General features: G+C 46.8%; 7 protein-coding genes. All 7 read left to right on the forward strand.

Going from position 1 to position 16,570, the window contains the following annotated elements:
• Positions 1-10: 10 nt before the first annotated feature.
• The 7 genes from EKN16_RS29280 (at position 11) to EKN16_RS29315 (ending at position 16,470) form a co-directional block, all read left to right on the forward strand.
• A complete protein-coding gene (locus EKN16_RS29280; protein ID WP_125664841.1) occupies positions 11-895 on the forward strand; it encodes a carbohydrate ABC transporter permease in 885 nt (294 codons plus the stop codon).
• 37 nt (positions 896-932) lie between these two features.
• Positions 933-2,021, forward strand: a complete 1,089-nt coding sequence (locus tag EKN16_RS29285; protein ID WP_232016071.1) for an amidohydrolase family protein — start codon at positions 933-935, stop codon at positions 2,019-2,021.
• Positions 2,018-2,371: a Rieske (2Fe-2S) protein gene (locus EKN16_RS29290; RefSeq protein ID WP_125664845.1), complete on the forward strand. Its 354-nt coding sequence runs from the start codon at positions 2,018-2,020 to the stop codon at positions 2,369-2,371. The genes EKN16_RS29285 and EKN16_RS29290 overlap by 4 nt, the downstream gene beginning before the upstream one ends.
• Before the next feature lie 35 nt (positions 2,372-2,406).
• The gene (locus tag EKN16_RS29295; protein WP_125664847.1) at positions 2,407-4,881 is read left to right on the forward strand and encodes a hypothetical protein; all 2,475 of its coding nucleotides are present in this window, start codon (positions 2,407-2,409) and stop codon (positions 4,879-4,881) included.
• 187 nt (positions 4,882-5,068) lie between these two features.
• Positions 5,069-9,922, forward strand: a complete 4,854-nt coding sequence (locus EKN16_RS29300; protein ID WP_125664849.1) for an OmpL47-type beta-barrel domain-containing protein — start codon at positions 5,069-5,071, stop codon at positions 9,920-9,922.
• A gap of 406 nt (positions 9,923-10,328) precedes the next feature.
• Entirely contained in the window at positions 10,329-15,416 is a 5,088-nt protein-coding gene (locus EKN16_RS29310; protein ID WP_125664851.1) for a sugar-binding protein, read from the forward strand.
• Between the two features lie 22 nt (positions 15,417-15,438).
• On the forward strand, positions 15,439-16,470 hold the full coding sequence (locus tag EKN16_RS29315; RefSeq protein WP_125664853.1) for an S-layer homology domain-containing protein: 1,032 nt from the start codon (positions 15,439-15,441) through the stop codon (positions 16,468-16,470).
• The last annotated feature ends 100 nt before the right edge of the window (positions 16,471-16,570 follow it).

Raw genomic sequence — 16,570 nt, forward strand, 5'->3', positions numbered from 1 at the left:
GGGAAGTGAAATGGTTGAACACCCATCGATGTCCAGAAAACTATTTATTGCACTCAATTATACCGGTTTACTCGGACTCGCGATCTTGTGCATTTTGCCGCTTGCGAACGTATTGGCGGTATCGCTTAGCTCCAGCTCCGCTGCTGCTGCTGGCTTAGTCAAGCTATGGCCGGTAGATTTCACGTGGAAGGCATACGAATTTATTATTCAGAAACCGGAGTTTGTACGTTCGCTCGGAGTAACCTTGCAGCGTGTAGTGTTGGGTGTTTCCTTGAATATGTTGCTTGTGCTTCTGGTCGCTTATCCGTTGTCCAAGGATCCTTCAGCGTTAAAAGGCAGAACGATTTATGCTTGGATCTTTGTGTTCACGATGCTGTTCAGCGGCGGGCTGATTCCCTTGTATATGACGATCAAAGCATTGGGCTTGCTTGATTCGATTTGGGCTCTTGTTCTGCATCATGCTTTGCCGGTATTCAATATTCTCATCTTGCTCAACTTTTTTCGCGGCTTGCCCAAAGAATTAGAAGAAGCTTCGCAAATCGATGGGGCAGGGCATTGGACTGTGTTGTGGCGCATTTATGTCCCATTATCAATGCCATCGTTAGCAACGTTGACGCTATTTTCGATTGTTGGGCAGTGGAACGCCTGGTTTGACGGCATTATCTTTATGAATTCGCCAGACAATTATCCTTTACAAAGTTATCTCTATACCGTAATTACTGCTGTAGATACACTTTTGGCTGGCAGCGCCGACCTGGAATTGCTGGCAGAGGTATCGGATCGGACGGCAAAGTCGGCACAAATTTTTTTAGGGGCGCTGCCAATTCTGCTCGTCTATCCATTCATACAGCGCTTTTTTATGAAAGGGATAGTGCTAGGAAGCGTAAAAGAATAAAGGAACTTATATCTTCTTTCAAAGGATGGGACCATACATGGCAGAAAAGCCTCTAATAGTGGATTCCGATGTGCACAATGGAATGAAAAGTAGGAGTGAACTGTTGCCTTTTCTTCCCCGAGTATGGCATGAGCAATGGTTAGAAATGGGTATTGGCGCGGAAAGACTTTATTATTCCGCAGTCGGAGGCGCAATGAAGGATGCCTTTCCAGAGAACGGTGGGGGGCCAGGGACCGATCCGGAGTTTATGCTCAAGCATTTGCTCGAGCAGTATCATATTGACTATGCCATCTTGAATTCGGGTATTGAAATATCGTTGTACCCCGATCCGGATTATGCCAACATTGTCGCGTCAGCTTGGAATGATTGGATGGCTGAGGTATGGCTCAAGGCTTCACCGAAATTCAGAGGTTCGATTCTGATCAACAATACGGACCCTCATGCGGCCGCGCGGGAGATTGATCGTATGGCTTCGAACAAGCATATGGTACAGGTCATTATGACGAGTGCATCGAATCAGTTGTTCGGTCAACGATTTTTTCATCCCATATACGAAGCGGCCGAACGAAATGGGCTCCCTGTTGCCGTACACCCAGGTGGGGAAGGTCGCGGAATTTCACCTGCACCTACCCATTCAGGGTATCCCACACGTTATCTTGAATGGCATAACATTTTGCCTACAGGTTATATGGCACATGTGAATAGCCTTGTTTGCGAGGGTGCGTTCGAGAAATATCCGGGTTTAAAATTTATCGCTATTGAGGGCGGCATATCATGGATGCCTCACTTGATGTGGCGGATGGATAAAAATTATAAGGCGCTTCGTTCAACGGTTCCGTGGTTAAGACGGCGACCTTCAGAATACATTCGCGAGCATGTCTATTTAACTAGCCAGCCGATCGAAGAACCTGATAATCCGCAGCACTTACTGCAAATTTTCGAAATGATTGGAGCGGACAAACGGCTCATGTTTTCAACTGATTATCCGCATTGGGATTTCGATAACCCGATGATGGCTTTGCCGCCAATGCCCAAAGAAATGAAACGGCGTATCATGGGAGAAAATGCACAGGAATTATATCGTCTTCCGGGTCGAGTGGCTGGTCTAGGGGTGTGCGAACCGTGAACAAGCATTTTGCGGCAACAGAGGAAGAAATAAAAATAGCAGGTAAGAAGATCGTCACTGTAAAAAGTATGGAAATCGGAATTTTCTACGTTGGAGGCAGATTCTACGCCTGGCGAAATGTATGCCCCCATGCAGGAGCGCCAGTTTGTAAAGGGCTTATCAATGGGACGACGCTGCCGACGGATGTATATGAATACGAATTTGGCTGTGAAGGTCAGATCCTGCGCTGCCCCTGGCACGGCTGGGAATTTGATTTGACCGATGGGCATCATCTGGCGGCTGATTCCAAGTTCAAACTGCGTGGTTACCCGATTGCGGTGGAAGAAGGAAATGTTTATTTAATACTATAATATCTGTTCAGGGCATTGTGACGGAGGGGCAGTAGATGAAGAAAACAGCATCGCTTTATAGAGCTACACTGGAGACAAGCCTAAAGCCTTTCAAAAGTATGGAGCCGGTTCATGTGGAGGAAGTATGCAAAGAAATGCTCCGACAATGGCAGCCGTTAATCAGCATGGCAGAGCATTGCTCGATACTCTTATGGACAGCAGATGGCAGCGAAATTTTGATGTGGAACGGCGACTACGATTCGGAAATCGAATGGGCACGTTATATTGGCTTAGCTAATGAAGAATGCTTCGGTATAACGGATCCGGACGATCCAATGAGGGCGCGCGAGTACTCAGAGAACCCAGTGCGCATCACTTACCGGGATTTGCAGCGAATTGTGGCAACCTTCAAACGTTTGGCTGTTGAACAGGGATTGCAGATGCAAGTGGGAGCGACGTTTGATCCGGGTCCAGAATTTGTTTACTCCGATTTCAAATACAAGCTGCATCCTGAGGTCAACGAAGCTGCATTGGGCGGGAATTTTGTTTCTCTTCGACCAGATTATAAGGTTATTTGCAGTTGGTCCAAGTTAAAGGAGGATCATGTCCCCTATACAGGTTTCCCCAACGGTATTCCTGAGGGGACCTCGTTCGGTCGGTTCCTAGGCCGACAATCCCAACATTTCTTTACGGACTTTGGGTTTGATTACATTTGGTTCTCTAACGGTTTTGGCTTTTCTTATTTTCCTTGGACTTTTCTTGGCAGTAACTTTGATGGTCATCAGTTTAATCAAGTTGATTTTCAGGAAATGTCAGGGAATGTAATGTCGTTTTGGGACGATTTCAAAAAGGAGTGTCCCGATTTTCGGACAGAGGTAAGGGGCACTAATTTTAGCACGGGTATTGATTTGGCCAAAGACTTTGTCCCACTGCAGGAGTTATACGCGAAAAAGTATTTGGAGTTCCCGCCGCCAAATTCGCCATGGGGTGCGCTGAATCGTGATTTCGGCTTGGAGATGGTCGGATTAATGTCCCGTATTGCCGAATTGCCAGGAAAGACGTTTCCGTTTCGATTTTATGCCAACGACCCCTGGTTTTGGCAAAATCCCTGGTGGGATGCCTACGACAGAGAAGCTTACGACATCTATTGTCCGCTTTCTATTGGGCGGATGAACGCAGAGGGTAGCATTGAAAATCCCGGAATTGTGGAGATTCTTACGATTGATACGGAAAAAGGGGAATTGGTAGAGGAATGCCCGATGGAAGTGATTCCCCATATAGCTAGGGCAATCAAAGACTTTCCGGATCAACCCGGTGTCTTGACATGGCTTTACCCTTTTAAGGAGTATTTCGCAGAGGTTGCCGAATCGCAGGAGCGGGCGAGTCTCGTTTTTTTTGACGAATGGTTTGTCCGGAATGCGATTAACCAAGGACTGACTCTCAACACGGTAGTAAGTACAGACAGCTTTACGCAAATTGTAAATCGTAACATTCCTTGCCTTCAGGAAACCGTCCTGTTTGCTTCCGCATCGTTGATGACAGGAGAACGAACAAAGCAGCTTGCGCTGTTTGTGCGGCAGGGCGGGAAGGTGCTGCTCTATGGTCCGCTATCGGATCCCACTTTACTGGGATTGCTCAACCTGCAGCAGACGGTGGGGATATATGGAGAATTGGAGTTACAGACGATAATGGAGGAAGACGTGTTAAAGCATCCGCGAAGCTCGCTGCTGAAACACGATCCGCTTATATCCGGGGGTCCGATTTGCGAGATCGTCGCTCAGTCAACGGATGAATACACGCAGATAAGAGCTGTTGTCAGCCAGCAAGCGCAAACAAGGGTTTACGCGCTGTCAAGGAACTTGCCGGAGTGGAATGGCGGCAGCATTGCTTGGCTGCGGGGGACGTTGGCATTCGAAACCGGGTCCAACTCCCATTTGCCCATCAGGCATGGTATGGAATATGTGGACACTTCCGTTTTGACCAGGTATTTGCTTGCGGATTTGGGGTACGTCTTTCTGCAAACAAGATATGATGACACGACAACATTTTACCCCGGTACGAGATATCAGGAGCATGCTAAGCCAATCTATTGCTTTGTTTCCCGCCATGACAATGCCTATCACTTCAGTGGATACAAGCAGGATACGACAGCGACCATCCAATTTCAGTTTCCATATGGAGCGCCGTTATTAATTGGACAGTCCGCTCTCATCGAAAATAGTCGTGTCACCTACTCTTTAGACTGCGCCTTCCACAAGGAATGCAGGGTGTTCGTCAAGCAAACGCAGTCGGGTATCGTAGCATGTAAGGAAGGGCACCCGATCCGTACACGCAATAAAGCGACAAATCGCAGTATTGTCGTAACAGGTTTGCAGGCTGCGGAAGTGACCATTCTTCCTCCTTTAGAAATATTGCGTTCGGGAACAGTGGAAGTCAATAACGAGGGTCGTTACATTGAATTTGCCGATCATAGTGCTGAGGGCTTCATTCGTTTGGAAGATATAAGCGGCACAATCGAGATTACTTGGTAGATAGCCATATAGGTTAAAAAAAGATAACGATCACAAAAATGTCTCGTATCCAGAGGGGGAGACCAGTTCTACAATAGATAAAAAGCAGGCAATCGATGCCTGCTTTTTATTATCAGTCGAGGGGGAGTACGATGAAAAGAAGGAAGCGCAACGATATTTTGGAGAAAGAAAAAGGAGGAGTGATTGTATGAAAAAGATAGTTGTAAGCTTTTTAGGGGGGTTATTGTTCGTATTCCTTTTCCCTGTCATCGCGTATCTTCAAAGTTTCCAGTATTCGGACATTACTTTAAGTAATCCCGGATTTGAAACAACTCTTGTGCAGGGAGGAAAGCTGGTTCCTAAAGATTGGGTTTCGTCGCTTTGGAGCAGGACGGCACCGGCTAATACAGGCGTAACGAGTACGGAGGCGGGTAGCGGTGCGAATTCGTTGTTTATGGGCAGCGTGGATCTGGGTGCCGCAGGCTGGACATCCCCCTTGCTTGCTTTATCCGACGATGTTCAGGAAGTTCGCGCAACCTTCAAGGTGAAGAAATCGGCGGACTATGCCGGGAATATTCCGTGGGTGTTCTTGAGCTATTGGAAAGACGGCACTTTTCTCGGTACATCAGCTGCGCCAGTGTCTGTCAATTCCAGTTCATGGACGAACAATACATTTAGCGTAAACAGCAGCCAATTCCCTGCAGGAACCAATCAGGTGCGAATCAACTTGGCGACATCCCGTGTAAGCCAAACTGGTAATTATCTAGGAATGCTTTATTACGACGATGTCAAAATGGAGGTAGGGAAGCTGTCCAATACCATCGAGGTGGCGAATCCTGGATTTGAGGAAACGACGGCCAATCAAGGCAAGTTGAATCCGAATAATTGGACTTCCTCTTTATGGAGCAGGACTATTCCGATCGATACCGGTGTGACGAATACGGAGGCGGCAAGCGGTTCGAACTCGCTTTATATCACGACCGCAGATTCAGGGTCTGCCGGCTGGTCGTCTCAGCCCATCTCTCTTTCTGGTGGATTTCAATCCATTCAAATGAAGTACAAAATCAAAGAATCGTCGGACTATGCGGGCAATACTCCGTGGGTGTTCGTCAGTTTTTGGCAGGATGGGAGTTTCATTGGAACGGCAAATGTGCCAGTGTCGGCTCCTTCTGTATCCTGGTCGGAGCAAACATTTACGCTCAAGAGTAACCAGTTTCCCGTAGGTACAAATAAAATACGCTTGAATCTGGCGACAACTCGTGGAAGCGCTTCCGGAAGTCTGCGAGGAAAACTTTTTTTTGATGATGTTCATATGGAATTCGTGGACGATATTTCGTTGAAGTCGAATGCGTTTGCGAACTGGTGGGAGCTGGGGCAGGATGTTGTTTTTCGCACGGAGAACGGTGCTCTGCCCGCATCGGTTCAGTCGGTGAGAGGTACTGTTTATGACGAAGACAACCAATTGGTTACGCAATTATCCGTTAGTCGCCAGCAATTGTTGGATAATGGGTGGAACTGGAGACCGGTTTCCGAAGGATATTATGAAGTTGTTTTTGACTATTTCAAGCAAGGTGTCAGTCAACCAATGACGATCACAGATACTTACACCGTGACGTCAACTAAAGGCACTACTAAGGAATTTACCCGCAATCGGTATTCCGTTGCTGTCGTCGGCAGCCAACCGAAAAGCCGTGAGGAACGCAGCCCTATGTTCGGCTTTAGCTATCAGTTGGAAGGTGAAAGTTCCATGAAGCTTGCGGATAAGATAGGGTTCAGCTTTGCCCGAATCCATTCGGTTCCTTGGGGAACGCAGTTTACGAATACATCGTGGGCGCTTGAGCCGCAGCGCGGCGTTTATAACTGGGCTCCATTCGATCAACAGATCAATTTGCTGAAAAATTACGGTTTCGATCTGGTTGGCAATATATTATATACGCCACAATGGGCATCCTCGCACCCGGAAGATACCAAAATTTATACAGCTGTCCCTGGTTATGCCACCTACGCCCCTGCGAATATGGGTGATTTTTCCGACTTCCTCCGTGTTTTGGTCGCGCGTTACGGGGATCAAATCAAGAAGTGGGAAATTTGGAACGAGCCTCATCTACCGGGTGGCAGCATTTTTTGGCAGGATACGCCTGAGAAGTTTGTTGAGCTTTTGAAAACCGGATATGAAACGATTAAGAGTGCTCAGCCTGACTCTGAGATTTGGATTGGTGGGTTGGGCGGCAGACGGTATCTGCCGTTCTATAAGGAATTGTTGAGTTTGGGCGGTGCGAACTATTTCGATAAGCTGGCCCTACACGGTGCGTTTCCGAATCCCGATTACTTCGCGGAGTTGGATCAGTTGTATCAAGTCCCTTCCAAAGCGTGGGTCACTTCAGAAAGCCATGCGGGATTGGTAGGTACTTCCGATTTTAACGGCATGCCGGTGGAATTGGATGTAGTGAAGAAGATGATGCTTGATTACTTGTATCAGATCAAGCATCAAGTTGAGCAGATCGCTTACTTCGAGATGACGAACCTGACGGAAACCGAGACACTGACATTTGCACAATCGGAAGGCTGGCAGGCGCACGCATCTGGGCTTTTCCGCAAAAAACCTTCTATCGAGCCCAGAATGGGTGCGGTCGCCATGCATCGACTTATGGAAACGATCGGAAAGCAAGTGACTTATCGCGGCGAGTATTCATTAGGGAATGGTCAAAAAGCGGTTTATTTCGATAACAATGGCAGCCCGCTTCTTATCGTTTGGCTGGATGGCTCGAATGAATCTACGATCGATCCGAAAATTTCCGCAGCCTTTTCAAGTGAAACCACCATTCGTGATTGGATGGGGAAACAGAACAGCGCTTCAAGCTCGTTTCAACTGAAACCCGGAAAAATGTATTACATTGAGCATGTTAATACGGCCCTTCTTGCCGCTCTTACTCCGACGGATGACGTCTTGTTATCTAGTTTCGAAATAGTGAAGCGTAGCACAGGAACTCCGACAAGCTATGGGAAGCAGGGGGAATTGTTCGATCATGCGACTGGGGTCTTGAACGATAGCAATATACTTTGGACTCCGCAGAAGTGGGTCTATGAAGGACTCTCTGGAGAACCGATCCCTGCTGGTTTCGATGCCAAATCAGCCGTTGGTTATTCGGAGACAGGAATAGATATCGTTGTCGATGTCACCGATCATAAGTTTGTCCAGAATGAGTCTGCTGGCAACTATTGGCGAGGAGACAGCGTTCAATTTGGGTTCGATCCCACCGGAGCGGGAATGCCGACGGAAGGGCAGGTAGAATTTCAAACGGCGTTAACCGCGAACGGTCCGGTTTTATGGAAAGAAATCACTCCATATATCGGTGGGAATTTACCGTCGAACTGGACGCCAAAACAAAATTTTGTGCAATACGGAAAAGTTTTCATTGATCGCACAGGAGATAAAATCACTTATAAAATCCATCTGGACTGGTCGGAGCTTTATCCCTATGTGTTGAACAGGAACGAGCCGCTTTATATGTCCTTTCTCGTTAATGCAAACGATGGCAGCGGGCGGATGGGTTGGCTGGAATGGGGAAGCGGCATCGGAAAAGTGAAAGACTCTGGCTTATATGGCAAAATCATTCTTGATTCGCAAGCCCCTGTTACTTCCGTCGAAATAGACGGCTTGGCTGGAGCGGATGTTTTCAACAATCAGGATGTCACGCTTCGTTTCCATGCCGATGACGGTCTCGCTGGGTCCGGGGTGGAACGGACGGAATATCGGGTAAACGGAGGCGCTTGGACGACGGTGATCGGCGACGTCTATCTTCATGAGGAAGGCGCTTACGCAATCGAATATTATTCCGTTGACCGTGCTGGCAATTCCGAGATTTCCAAGAATCTTAGCCTTAACATTGACAAAACATCCCCTGTTACAACAGCGACCGTGTCGCCTGAACAGCCAGATGGACTAAATGGCATGTACGTACATCCTGTTACGGTAACATTGGAAAGTACCGATAACTTGTCGGGTGTGGCGACAACCGAGTACAGTCTGGATAACGCGAGTACATGGCAGCTTTACACGTCAGCTGTTACGTTTAATAAGCAAGGTTCGTACACCATGATCTATAAGTCAACGGATCAAGCGGGGAATGTTGAGCCTCCTCAGAATCTTGGCTTTACGATTGCTGCGACAGCTGTAAAGGTTCAACTCAAAGACAGCAATGGAATTCCATTGAGCGGCGGCGTAGTTAAATACTATGACGGCGGATGGAAGGATTTTGGCATAACCGATACCTCCGGAACGGTAAGTAAATCTTTACCCAATAAAAGTTACACCTTCGCGATGACTTATGAGGGAACCTACAAAGAGAAGGTGCAAAACACAGGAACGGACGCAGTGGTCGAATTCCAGACAGTTAACGTCAAGATTCAACTGAAGGATAGCCAAGGGAATCCGTTGGACAGCGGTACTGTAAAATATTATGCAGGAAGCTGGCGAACCATCGGTAATACAATTGGAGGCGAGACCAGCAAGGAATTATTGTCCGGCTCCTATACGTTTGGCATGACTTATGAAGGAACCTACAAAGAGAAGGTGCAAAACATAGGAACGGACGCAGTGGTCGAGTTCCAGACAGTTAACGTCAAGGTTCAACTGAAGGATAGCCAAGGGAATCCGTTGGACAGCGGTACTGTAATATATTATGCGGGAAGCTGGCGGACCATGGGCAATACAATTGGAGGCGAGACCAGCAAGGAACTATTATCTGGCTCCTACACCTTCGGCATGGCTTATGAGGGAACATATAAGGAGATGGTACAAAACATAGGAACGGACGCAGTGGTCGAATTCCAAACGGTCAACGTCAAGCTACAGCTGAAGGACAGTTTGGGAAATCCATTGGATAGCGGTATTGTAAGCTATTACGCGGGAAGCTGGCGGACCATCGGTAATACAACTGGAGGTGAGATGAGCAAGGAATTATTGTCTGGCTCCTATACGTTTGGCATGACTTATGAAGGAACCTACAAAGAGAAAGTGCAAAACATAGGAACGGATGCAGTGGTCGAATTCCAAATGTAAATGTATGTTTGTCATTAGTTCTTATGTTGCTGTAGTTAAGCAAGCTCTCACGATTACGAAATAGTAGTTACGTTCCAATCTGATAAGAAGCTTCTCATGAGTTCTCCTGAACTTCTGAGAGGCTTCTTTTTTCATTGTTTTAGTAACATGCAAATAAACCAACTTAATAACTTCATCGTCTGTGTGGCCCAATCAGCTTCTACAGCAATAAACAATGTGAGTGACGAAGCGAGTGAGGATTCGTTGATGGAGTTAAAATAGTGAAACTATTTCCTTAATAATTTTATATTTAATGTTTTCCGCCTCATTTATAGTGATCTTGTTCAGCAAGATGTTTACAACTTTTCTTGTTGATCGGCATCTGGCTTGCAATGGATTTTGCTATGAAATCTAAGGGGGAAAAGTAATGTTGAAAAAAGTTGGAATCGCTTACTTGGTGGCAATTTTGATGTTCACCATGGTAACACTGTCTTTTGGAACGGGTACAAGCAAGGTATGGGCAAACGAACTTGATAGCCCGAAGGTCATGCATTGGTCATTTCTTCGAAGCGGTGGTGTGAATAGTAGCTATATGATCGATCCGAATGTCTATCATCGAGGGGGGCATGCTTTACAGTTGACCAATGCCTCACCATTATCACCAAACGTGTACTTTACGGTTTCTCAAGCGGTTTCAGTCGAGCCGAATACCGAATACGAGATTTCTGTGTGGGTCAAAGGAAACAACGTCAACAACACATGGTTCGGCGGAGCTCCGGGCTGGATGCTGCAGCAAGCTGTTCCTACAGGAAGTTATGACTGGCAACAAGTTACGACGACGTACACGACTGGTAATAATGAACATACCTTCGACTTTCGCATTCTTACGGAGAATATGACGGACGAAGTTTGGTTTGATGATTTGTCCATGGTAAAAATGGGGTCGGGCACCAATTTACTGAAGAACGCCGGGTTTGAAAAACAACTGCAAGCTGAGCTCATAAACGGTTTTGACAATTTGACGGAGTGGACCGGAGATAGCTCGGCGGCAGGTCATACAACGGTAGAACAGGAGGGCGATATACAAACGGAAGGTACTAAAGCGGCCCGAGTAACGTATGACATCAATTCTGCAGCGGATGGCTATATTAATTTTTTTTGGAGCCCTGTGCCGAAGCTAAATCTTTCGAAGGCAGCAAAACTAGTATTCGATGTTTTCCCGACTTCCCAAACGATCGGAGAAGCAGAACCGCTTAAATTGAAAATTTCAGGGGGTTCCGGGATCGTTTATGAAAGGGCACTCGAACGGTTGACGGCCAATCAATGGAATACGGTGGAAATCGACTTGGCTTCGATTCCGATTTCAAGGGATCAGATCGGATTTATAAATTTTTATATATACACCAAGGCCGACCTTGAGGGGCGTACAAGTGTTACCTATACATTCGACAATATGCGAATCTTGAGACCGATGCAAGTTAAACAGGTGATGGCTGACACGACCGGAGAAGTGTTGATCAACACACCGGTTCAACTAACTTCTGAGACTATCGATTCAACGATTTATTATACGGTTGACGGCTCCGATCCGAGAGTTTCAGGGACTAAGGCAGCGTACAGCCAGCCGATCGTTCTTGAAAAAGCTATGATGATCCGGGCATTTGCCACTGCAACGGACTTGGAGGATAGCCCGGTTTCTGATTTTGTGTACAATTTAGGAACGGGTGCGACTGGAGAGACATTCTTAAGCTTAAATCAATTCAAAAGCATGCTTGGTTACGGAAAATATGCACCAATATTTAAATCGACTGATGGAATTGAAGTAAATGGGATACTGAACGAATGGGACAGTTTTACCGGTATTTCGCTGCCTTCGGACAACACTCGGCAAGTCATACTCGACGGCTGGGGCGGCAATGACGATTTGTCCACCCATGCACGGTTTGCTTATGACGATGACGCCTTTTATTTGGGCATCCAAGTGAAGGATAACAGTCACGAAGCTGTCGGCGGCGATGGGATTTGGATGGGGGATAGTGTACAAATTGCGTTTAGTCAGGATGGCAATACGTATGGTCCAGAATACGGATTCGCCCTTGTGAACGGTCAGTCTGACATTTGGCGGTGGAATAGTGGGACGGCATCGCTCGGCAAGGAAGCGGTGGCATTCCATTCTACGCAAAATTTGAATGTGACGACCTATGAAGCAAAAATTCCTTGGAAAGCGATTTTTTCTACTGGAAAGCCAGACCATCGATTCCGATTTGAGCTGCTTACTAATGATAACGATGGCAATGGACGGAGAGGGTGGATCGAGTGGGCGGGCGGTATTGGCAACGGCAAAGATCCGAGTAGGTTCGCGGTTCTCGATCTGGTTCAGCAAACGGATGACTGGGGTACTTGGTTCGATGGGAAAACAGTGCTTTCCAAAGGGGAATCATCGACTTATACGCTTCAAATCCCGAACTACAGCAATCACGATATCACGTTGAACCTTACCTCACCTGAGCTTAGTCTGGATCGCAACATTACGATTCCGGCACAAACGGTGTTGAAGAAAAATATAGATATTATGCGTTCGGTGCCAGGTATTTACCCCATTACCGTTACGGTCCATGAAGCAGCGACCGGTAAAAGTAAGGCGGAGACACTGACACTTAAAGTTGACTCTGCACAGTTCGATGAGCTTGCGGGCAAAATGCCGGCGTTGGAGAATTTGCTGCTTGCTGCGAAGGCGCAGCATATCAATGCAGATTATGAAGAAGTCAACGCAACGGTTATCCGCAACTTTATCGAATATGGAAAAGAGGATGCAGCGAATGGCATGTTGGAACGTTCCTTTTACGTTATTCAGAAATTAGAGGCGCTTTACAACGAGGCTGTCGATAATTTGCAAGGATATTTAAACGGAAGCAAGGAATCGCGGAATGTACCACGGTATAAAACGGGGCTGCTGCGACCGGCGATTCAAGATTATTCCTTTATTGCGGATACGTATGATTCCGTCAATAACAAAACAGAGCAAAGACCCGTCTTCTTTACAGGTTATGGACATTTCGAGCAAGTTCGGCAGGATATTCCCCAGTTTGAGGGTTACGGAACAAACATCATCCAGGTGGAAATCGGGCCGGACAGTGTTATTCGAGCGGCTGATTCGTTATTTGGCTGGACGGTCAATGCAACCAATGGCGTTCAGGCGAAAGCGAATGTTGATTGGAGTGTGCATCATTCAGGTAAGGCATCACTCCTTATTACGAACAGTACCCCGCTCAGCCCAAATAAATATATAAATGTGATGCAGAACATCGCTGTGAAACCGAACACGACTTACGAGTTCAAGGCATGGGTCAAAGGCGAGAATGTGAAGGACGTTTGGTTCCCTGGAGGTAAGAACTGGGATTATCGAAAGATGTTCCCTACGGGAACCTATGATTGGACAGAGATTACCTATGAATACACGACCGGAGCAAACGAAACTTCATTCCCGTTTCTCATTTTGTCGGAGAATGCAATCGGTAAAGTATGGACAGACGATGTCAGTATGACCGTACAGGGAAGCACGGTCAATTTATTGACGGATCCGGGGTTTGAAAACAATGTTCCATCCACAGGAGGAGAAGAATACCTCATATCCACTTCAGCGATCAAAAATGATATTCAAAAGGTGCTGCAAAATGCGAGCGATCATAATATTGCCGTGAATTTGCTGCTTTCGCCGCATTATTTCCCTGCTTGGGCGCTGGAAAAGTGGCCTGAACTAAAGAGCAACAGCCAAGGTTGGATTCACTTTAACATCGATGCGCCAAAAGCCAGAGAAATCATCGAAGCCTACTTGCGGACGATCATACCGCTTGTTAAAGATTACCCGTCACTGCACAGCATTACGATATCCAACGAACCGGCCTATTTTTCAGCGGTTGATCCGATAAATTTGCCGAAATGGCATACTTATTTATCGGGAATTTATGATGGAAATATCGGTGATTTGAACCAAGTATACGGAACGAATTATCATTCCTTTGATGAAGTGGGTATGCCCCCACATTCCAAAGCCGTGCCGCTCCACTGGGAAGCGACACCGCAATTTTATGATTGGGTTATTTTCAACAATAAACTGTTTTCCGATTGGCATAGCTGGATGGCGGGAATCATCCACGAGATCGATCCGAGCCTACCGGTTCATTCGAAAGTCATGGATAGCTCAGTGGATTCGACAGCTCAATTAACATGGGGAACCGATCCAGAGCAGTTCAGCGAGCTAAGCCAAATCAATGGGAATGACAATTCCAATTATTTGGGTCAAGGAAAAGATGGCTTCATGAGTGAACTGAAATTTTATGACATGCAAACTTCATTTAAAAAAGCGCCGGTGTTCAACTCCGAGAACCATGTCATCCGGGACGGCGACAACGTATATACACCGGAGCAGGCGGATCATGTCCGTTCCGTACTGTGGCAGGATGCCATTCATGGACAATCGGCTACTACGATATGGTCATGGGAACGAAGTAATAATACGACGAGCGATTTCTACGGAAGCATCTTGCATCGTCCGGATGTAGTGGCTGCCGTTGGTAAGACGAATTTAGACTTGAACCGTCTTGCTTACGAGGTTACTGCTTTCCAGGAAGACCAAGCGGAAGTAGCTATTTTGTACTCGATCCCATCGTCCGTATTCGCACCGAAATACTTCTCTGCGGTAACAAACGCTTATGAAGCAACGAGTTTAAGCGGACTAAAGGTAGGTTTTATCTCCGAGAAGCAGCTGAAGGAAGGTCATTCGCAGGCTTTCAAATATTTGATTATACCTGATGCGACACATGTGAATGAAGAGACGTTAACAGCGGTTCGCAGTTATGCAGAGCAGGGTGGTAAGGTGGTTATAATCGGCAATAACGCTTTGAAATATAATGAGCATAATCAACCTTTACCGAGTGTCGTCCGCAATGCAGTGATGACCAATAGCAACACGCTGCTCATTCCGTCGGATACTTCGGCAGTAGGTATCCGAGAAGTGATGCTGCCGTACTTTACAGCCTCCGGAATGATTGAAGTTCTGCTCATGGATGCAGAAACAAATGAACCGATTCAAGGTGTTGAATGGCGCAGTGTCAAGCACAATGGCAAGCTGCTTATCAATATCAATAACTATACAGCGTTGTCGAAGCAAGCATACGTTAAGGTTCATGGGCAAAAGTCGATTCATTGGACTGATTTGATTAGCGGTACGAATGTGACTGCGGATCCGATGGCATTGAAACCGTTAACTCCTTATCTACTTTCTTTGGACCTTCCGACGACAATGACAGGTATTGAATTGGACTCGACAAGCTATGAATTGGAAGTAGGAAAGACCCATCAGACGGTCGTTTCTGCAGTCTATTCCGACGGAAGCCGTTCCGTTGTCACACCATCCGCAACATATAACACGATGAATAGCGGGCTTGCATCGATAAATGCTAGTGGAATCGTAACGGCTGTCCACGGGTACTACGACGATCAATGTCAGCTATGAAGGTAAGACGGCGTCGGCTATCGTGACTGTCGTTCCACTCCATAACCCTGGGGGCGGTGGCAGCGGCGGCACAAATAACGGGGATAACGGAAATGGCAATAACGGTAAAGGAACCATCGCCGCAGGCGATTCCGCTATTGTTAAATTATCCGATCGTGTCAGTGTGAAAGTTCCCAAGGGTGCCACCAATCAGCAAATGACCGTTACTATCACGCAAGTGGAGGATCTAGCGGGTCTGCTTCCGAGCGGACTAAGGACCGCCAGCCCGGTATATGAAATTTTGAAAAATGTGCCTGGCAATTTCGCCAAGCCAGTAACGATCAGCATTACGTTTGACCCTTCTAAAATCGGAAGTGAAAAACCTTCCATCTACTATTATGATGAAAATTTGAAAAAATGGATTGAGCTTGGCGGTACGGTACAAGGCAGCACAATTTCCGTTGAAGTCGATCATTTCACCAAATTCGCCGTATTTGCCTTGGACAATAGCGTTGTGACAGAACCCGAACCTGAGAAGGTGAGCTTCACGGATCTTCAAGGCCACTGGGCTAAGGGGCAAATCACGAAAGCGTTAGAGCTTGGCTTTGTCCAAGGTTATTCGGATCGGACCTATCGGCCAAACAACAACGTAACACGTGTTGAATTTGTTGCGATGTTAGATCGCGTACTAAAGCTTGAAGGAGACGCACCCCGTGTAGCTTTTGCAGATAGCGGGCAAATTCCGGCATGGGCTGCTAGCAGTGTAGCGAAAGCAGTGGAAGCGGGGTTGATTCAAGGTTATGGGGATCATACATTCCGCCCTGACCAGCAGATCAGTCGCGCAGAAATGGCTGTTATTGCAGCACGAGTCATGAAGCTTCAGATCGATGAAGAAGCTGTGTTGACTTTTATTGATGTTTTGGATATCCCGGTTTGGGCGCAAGGGGGAATGAAAGCAGCCGTCAGTGAAGGTTTGTTTCAGGGGAAAGAAGGTAATCGACTAGCTCCGAATGACAAGGCTACAAGAGCTGAAGCGATCGTTTTACTCATGCGTATGCTAGAAAAGAAACAATAGAATGTCAAACCCGGACTTGTTTACCACGATTGGTAAACCGTCCGGGTTTTAACGTATTCATGCCGAAAAGCATAAAAAGAGGAAAGCTGCGGCTAACACA

Origin of the sequence: Paenibacillus baekrokdamisoli (assembly GCF_003945345.1) — a bacterium.
GTDB classification, from domain to species: domain Bacteria; phylum Bacillota; class Bacilli; order Paenibacillales; family Paenibacillaceae; genus Paenibacillus_Z; species Paenibacillus_Z baekrokdamisoli.

Excerpts from the sequence above, each read along its gene's own strand:
- EKN16_RS29280 (WP_125664841.1), top strand. The coding sequence starts at position 11 with ATGGTTGAACACCCATCGATGTCCAGAAAACTATTTATTGCACTCAAT.
- EKN16_RS29310 (WP_125664851.1), top strand. The coding sequence starts at position 10,329 with ATGTTGAAAAAAGTTGGAATCGCTTACTTGGTGGCAATTTTGATGTTC.
- EKN16_RS29300 (WP_125664849.1), top strand. The coding sequence starts at position 5,069 with ATGAAAAAGATAGTTGTAAGCTTTTTAGGGGGGTTATTGTTCGTATTC.
- EKN16_RS29295 (WP_125664847.1), top strand. The coding sequence starts at position 2,407 with ATGAAGAAAACAGCATCGCTTTATAGAGCTACACTGGAGACAAGCCTA.
- EKN16_RS29285 (WP_232016071.1), top strand. The coding sequence starts at position 933 with ATGGCAGAAAAGCCTCTAATAGTGGATTCCGATGTGCACAATGGAATG.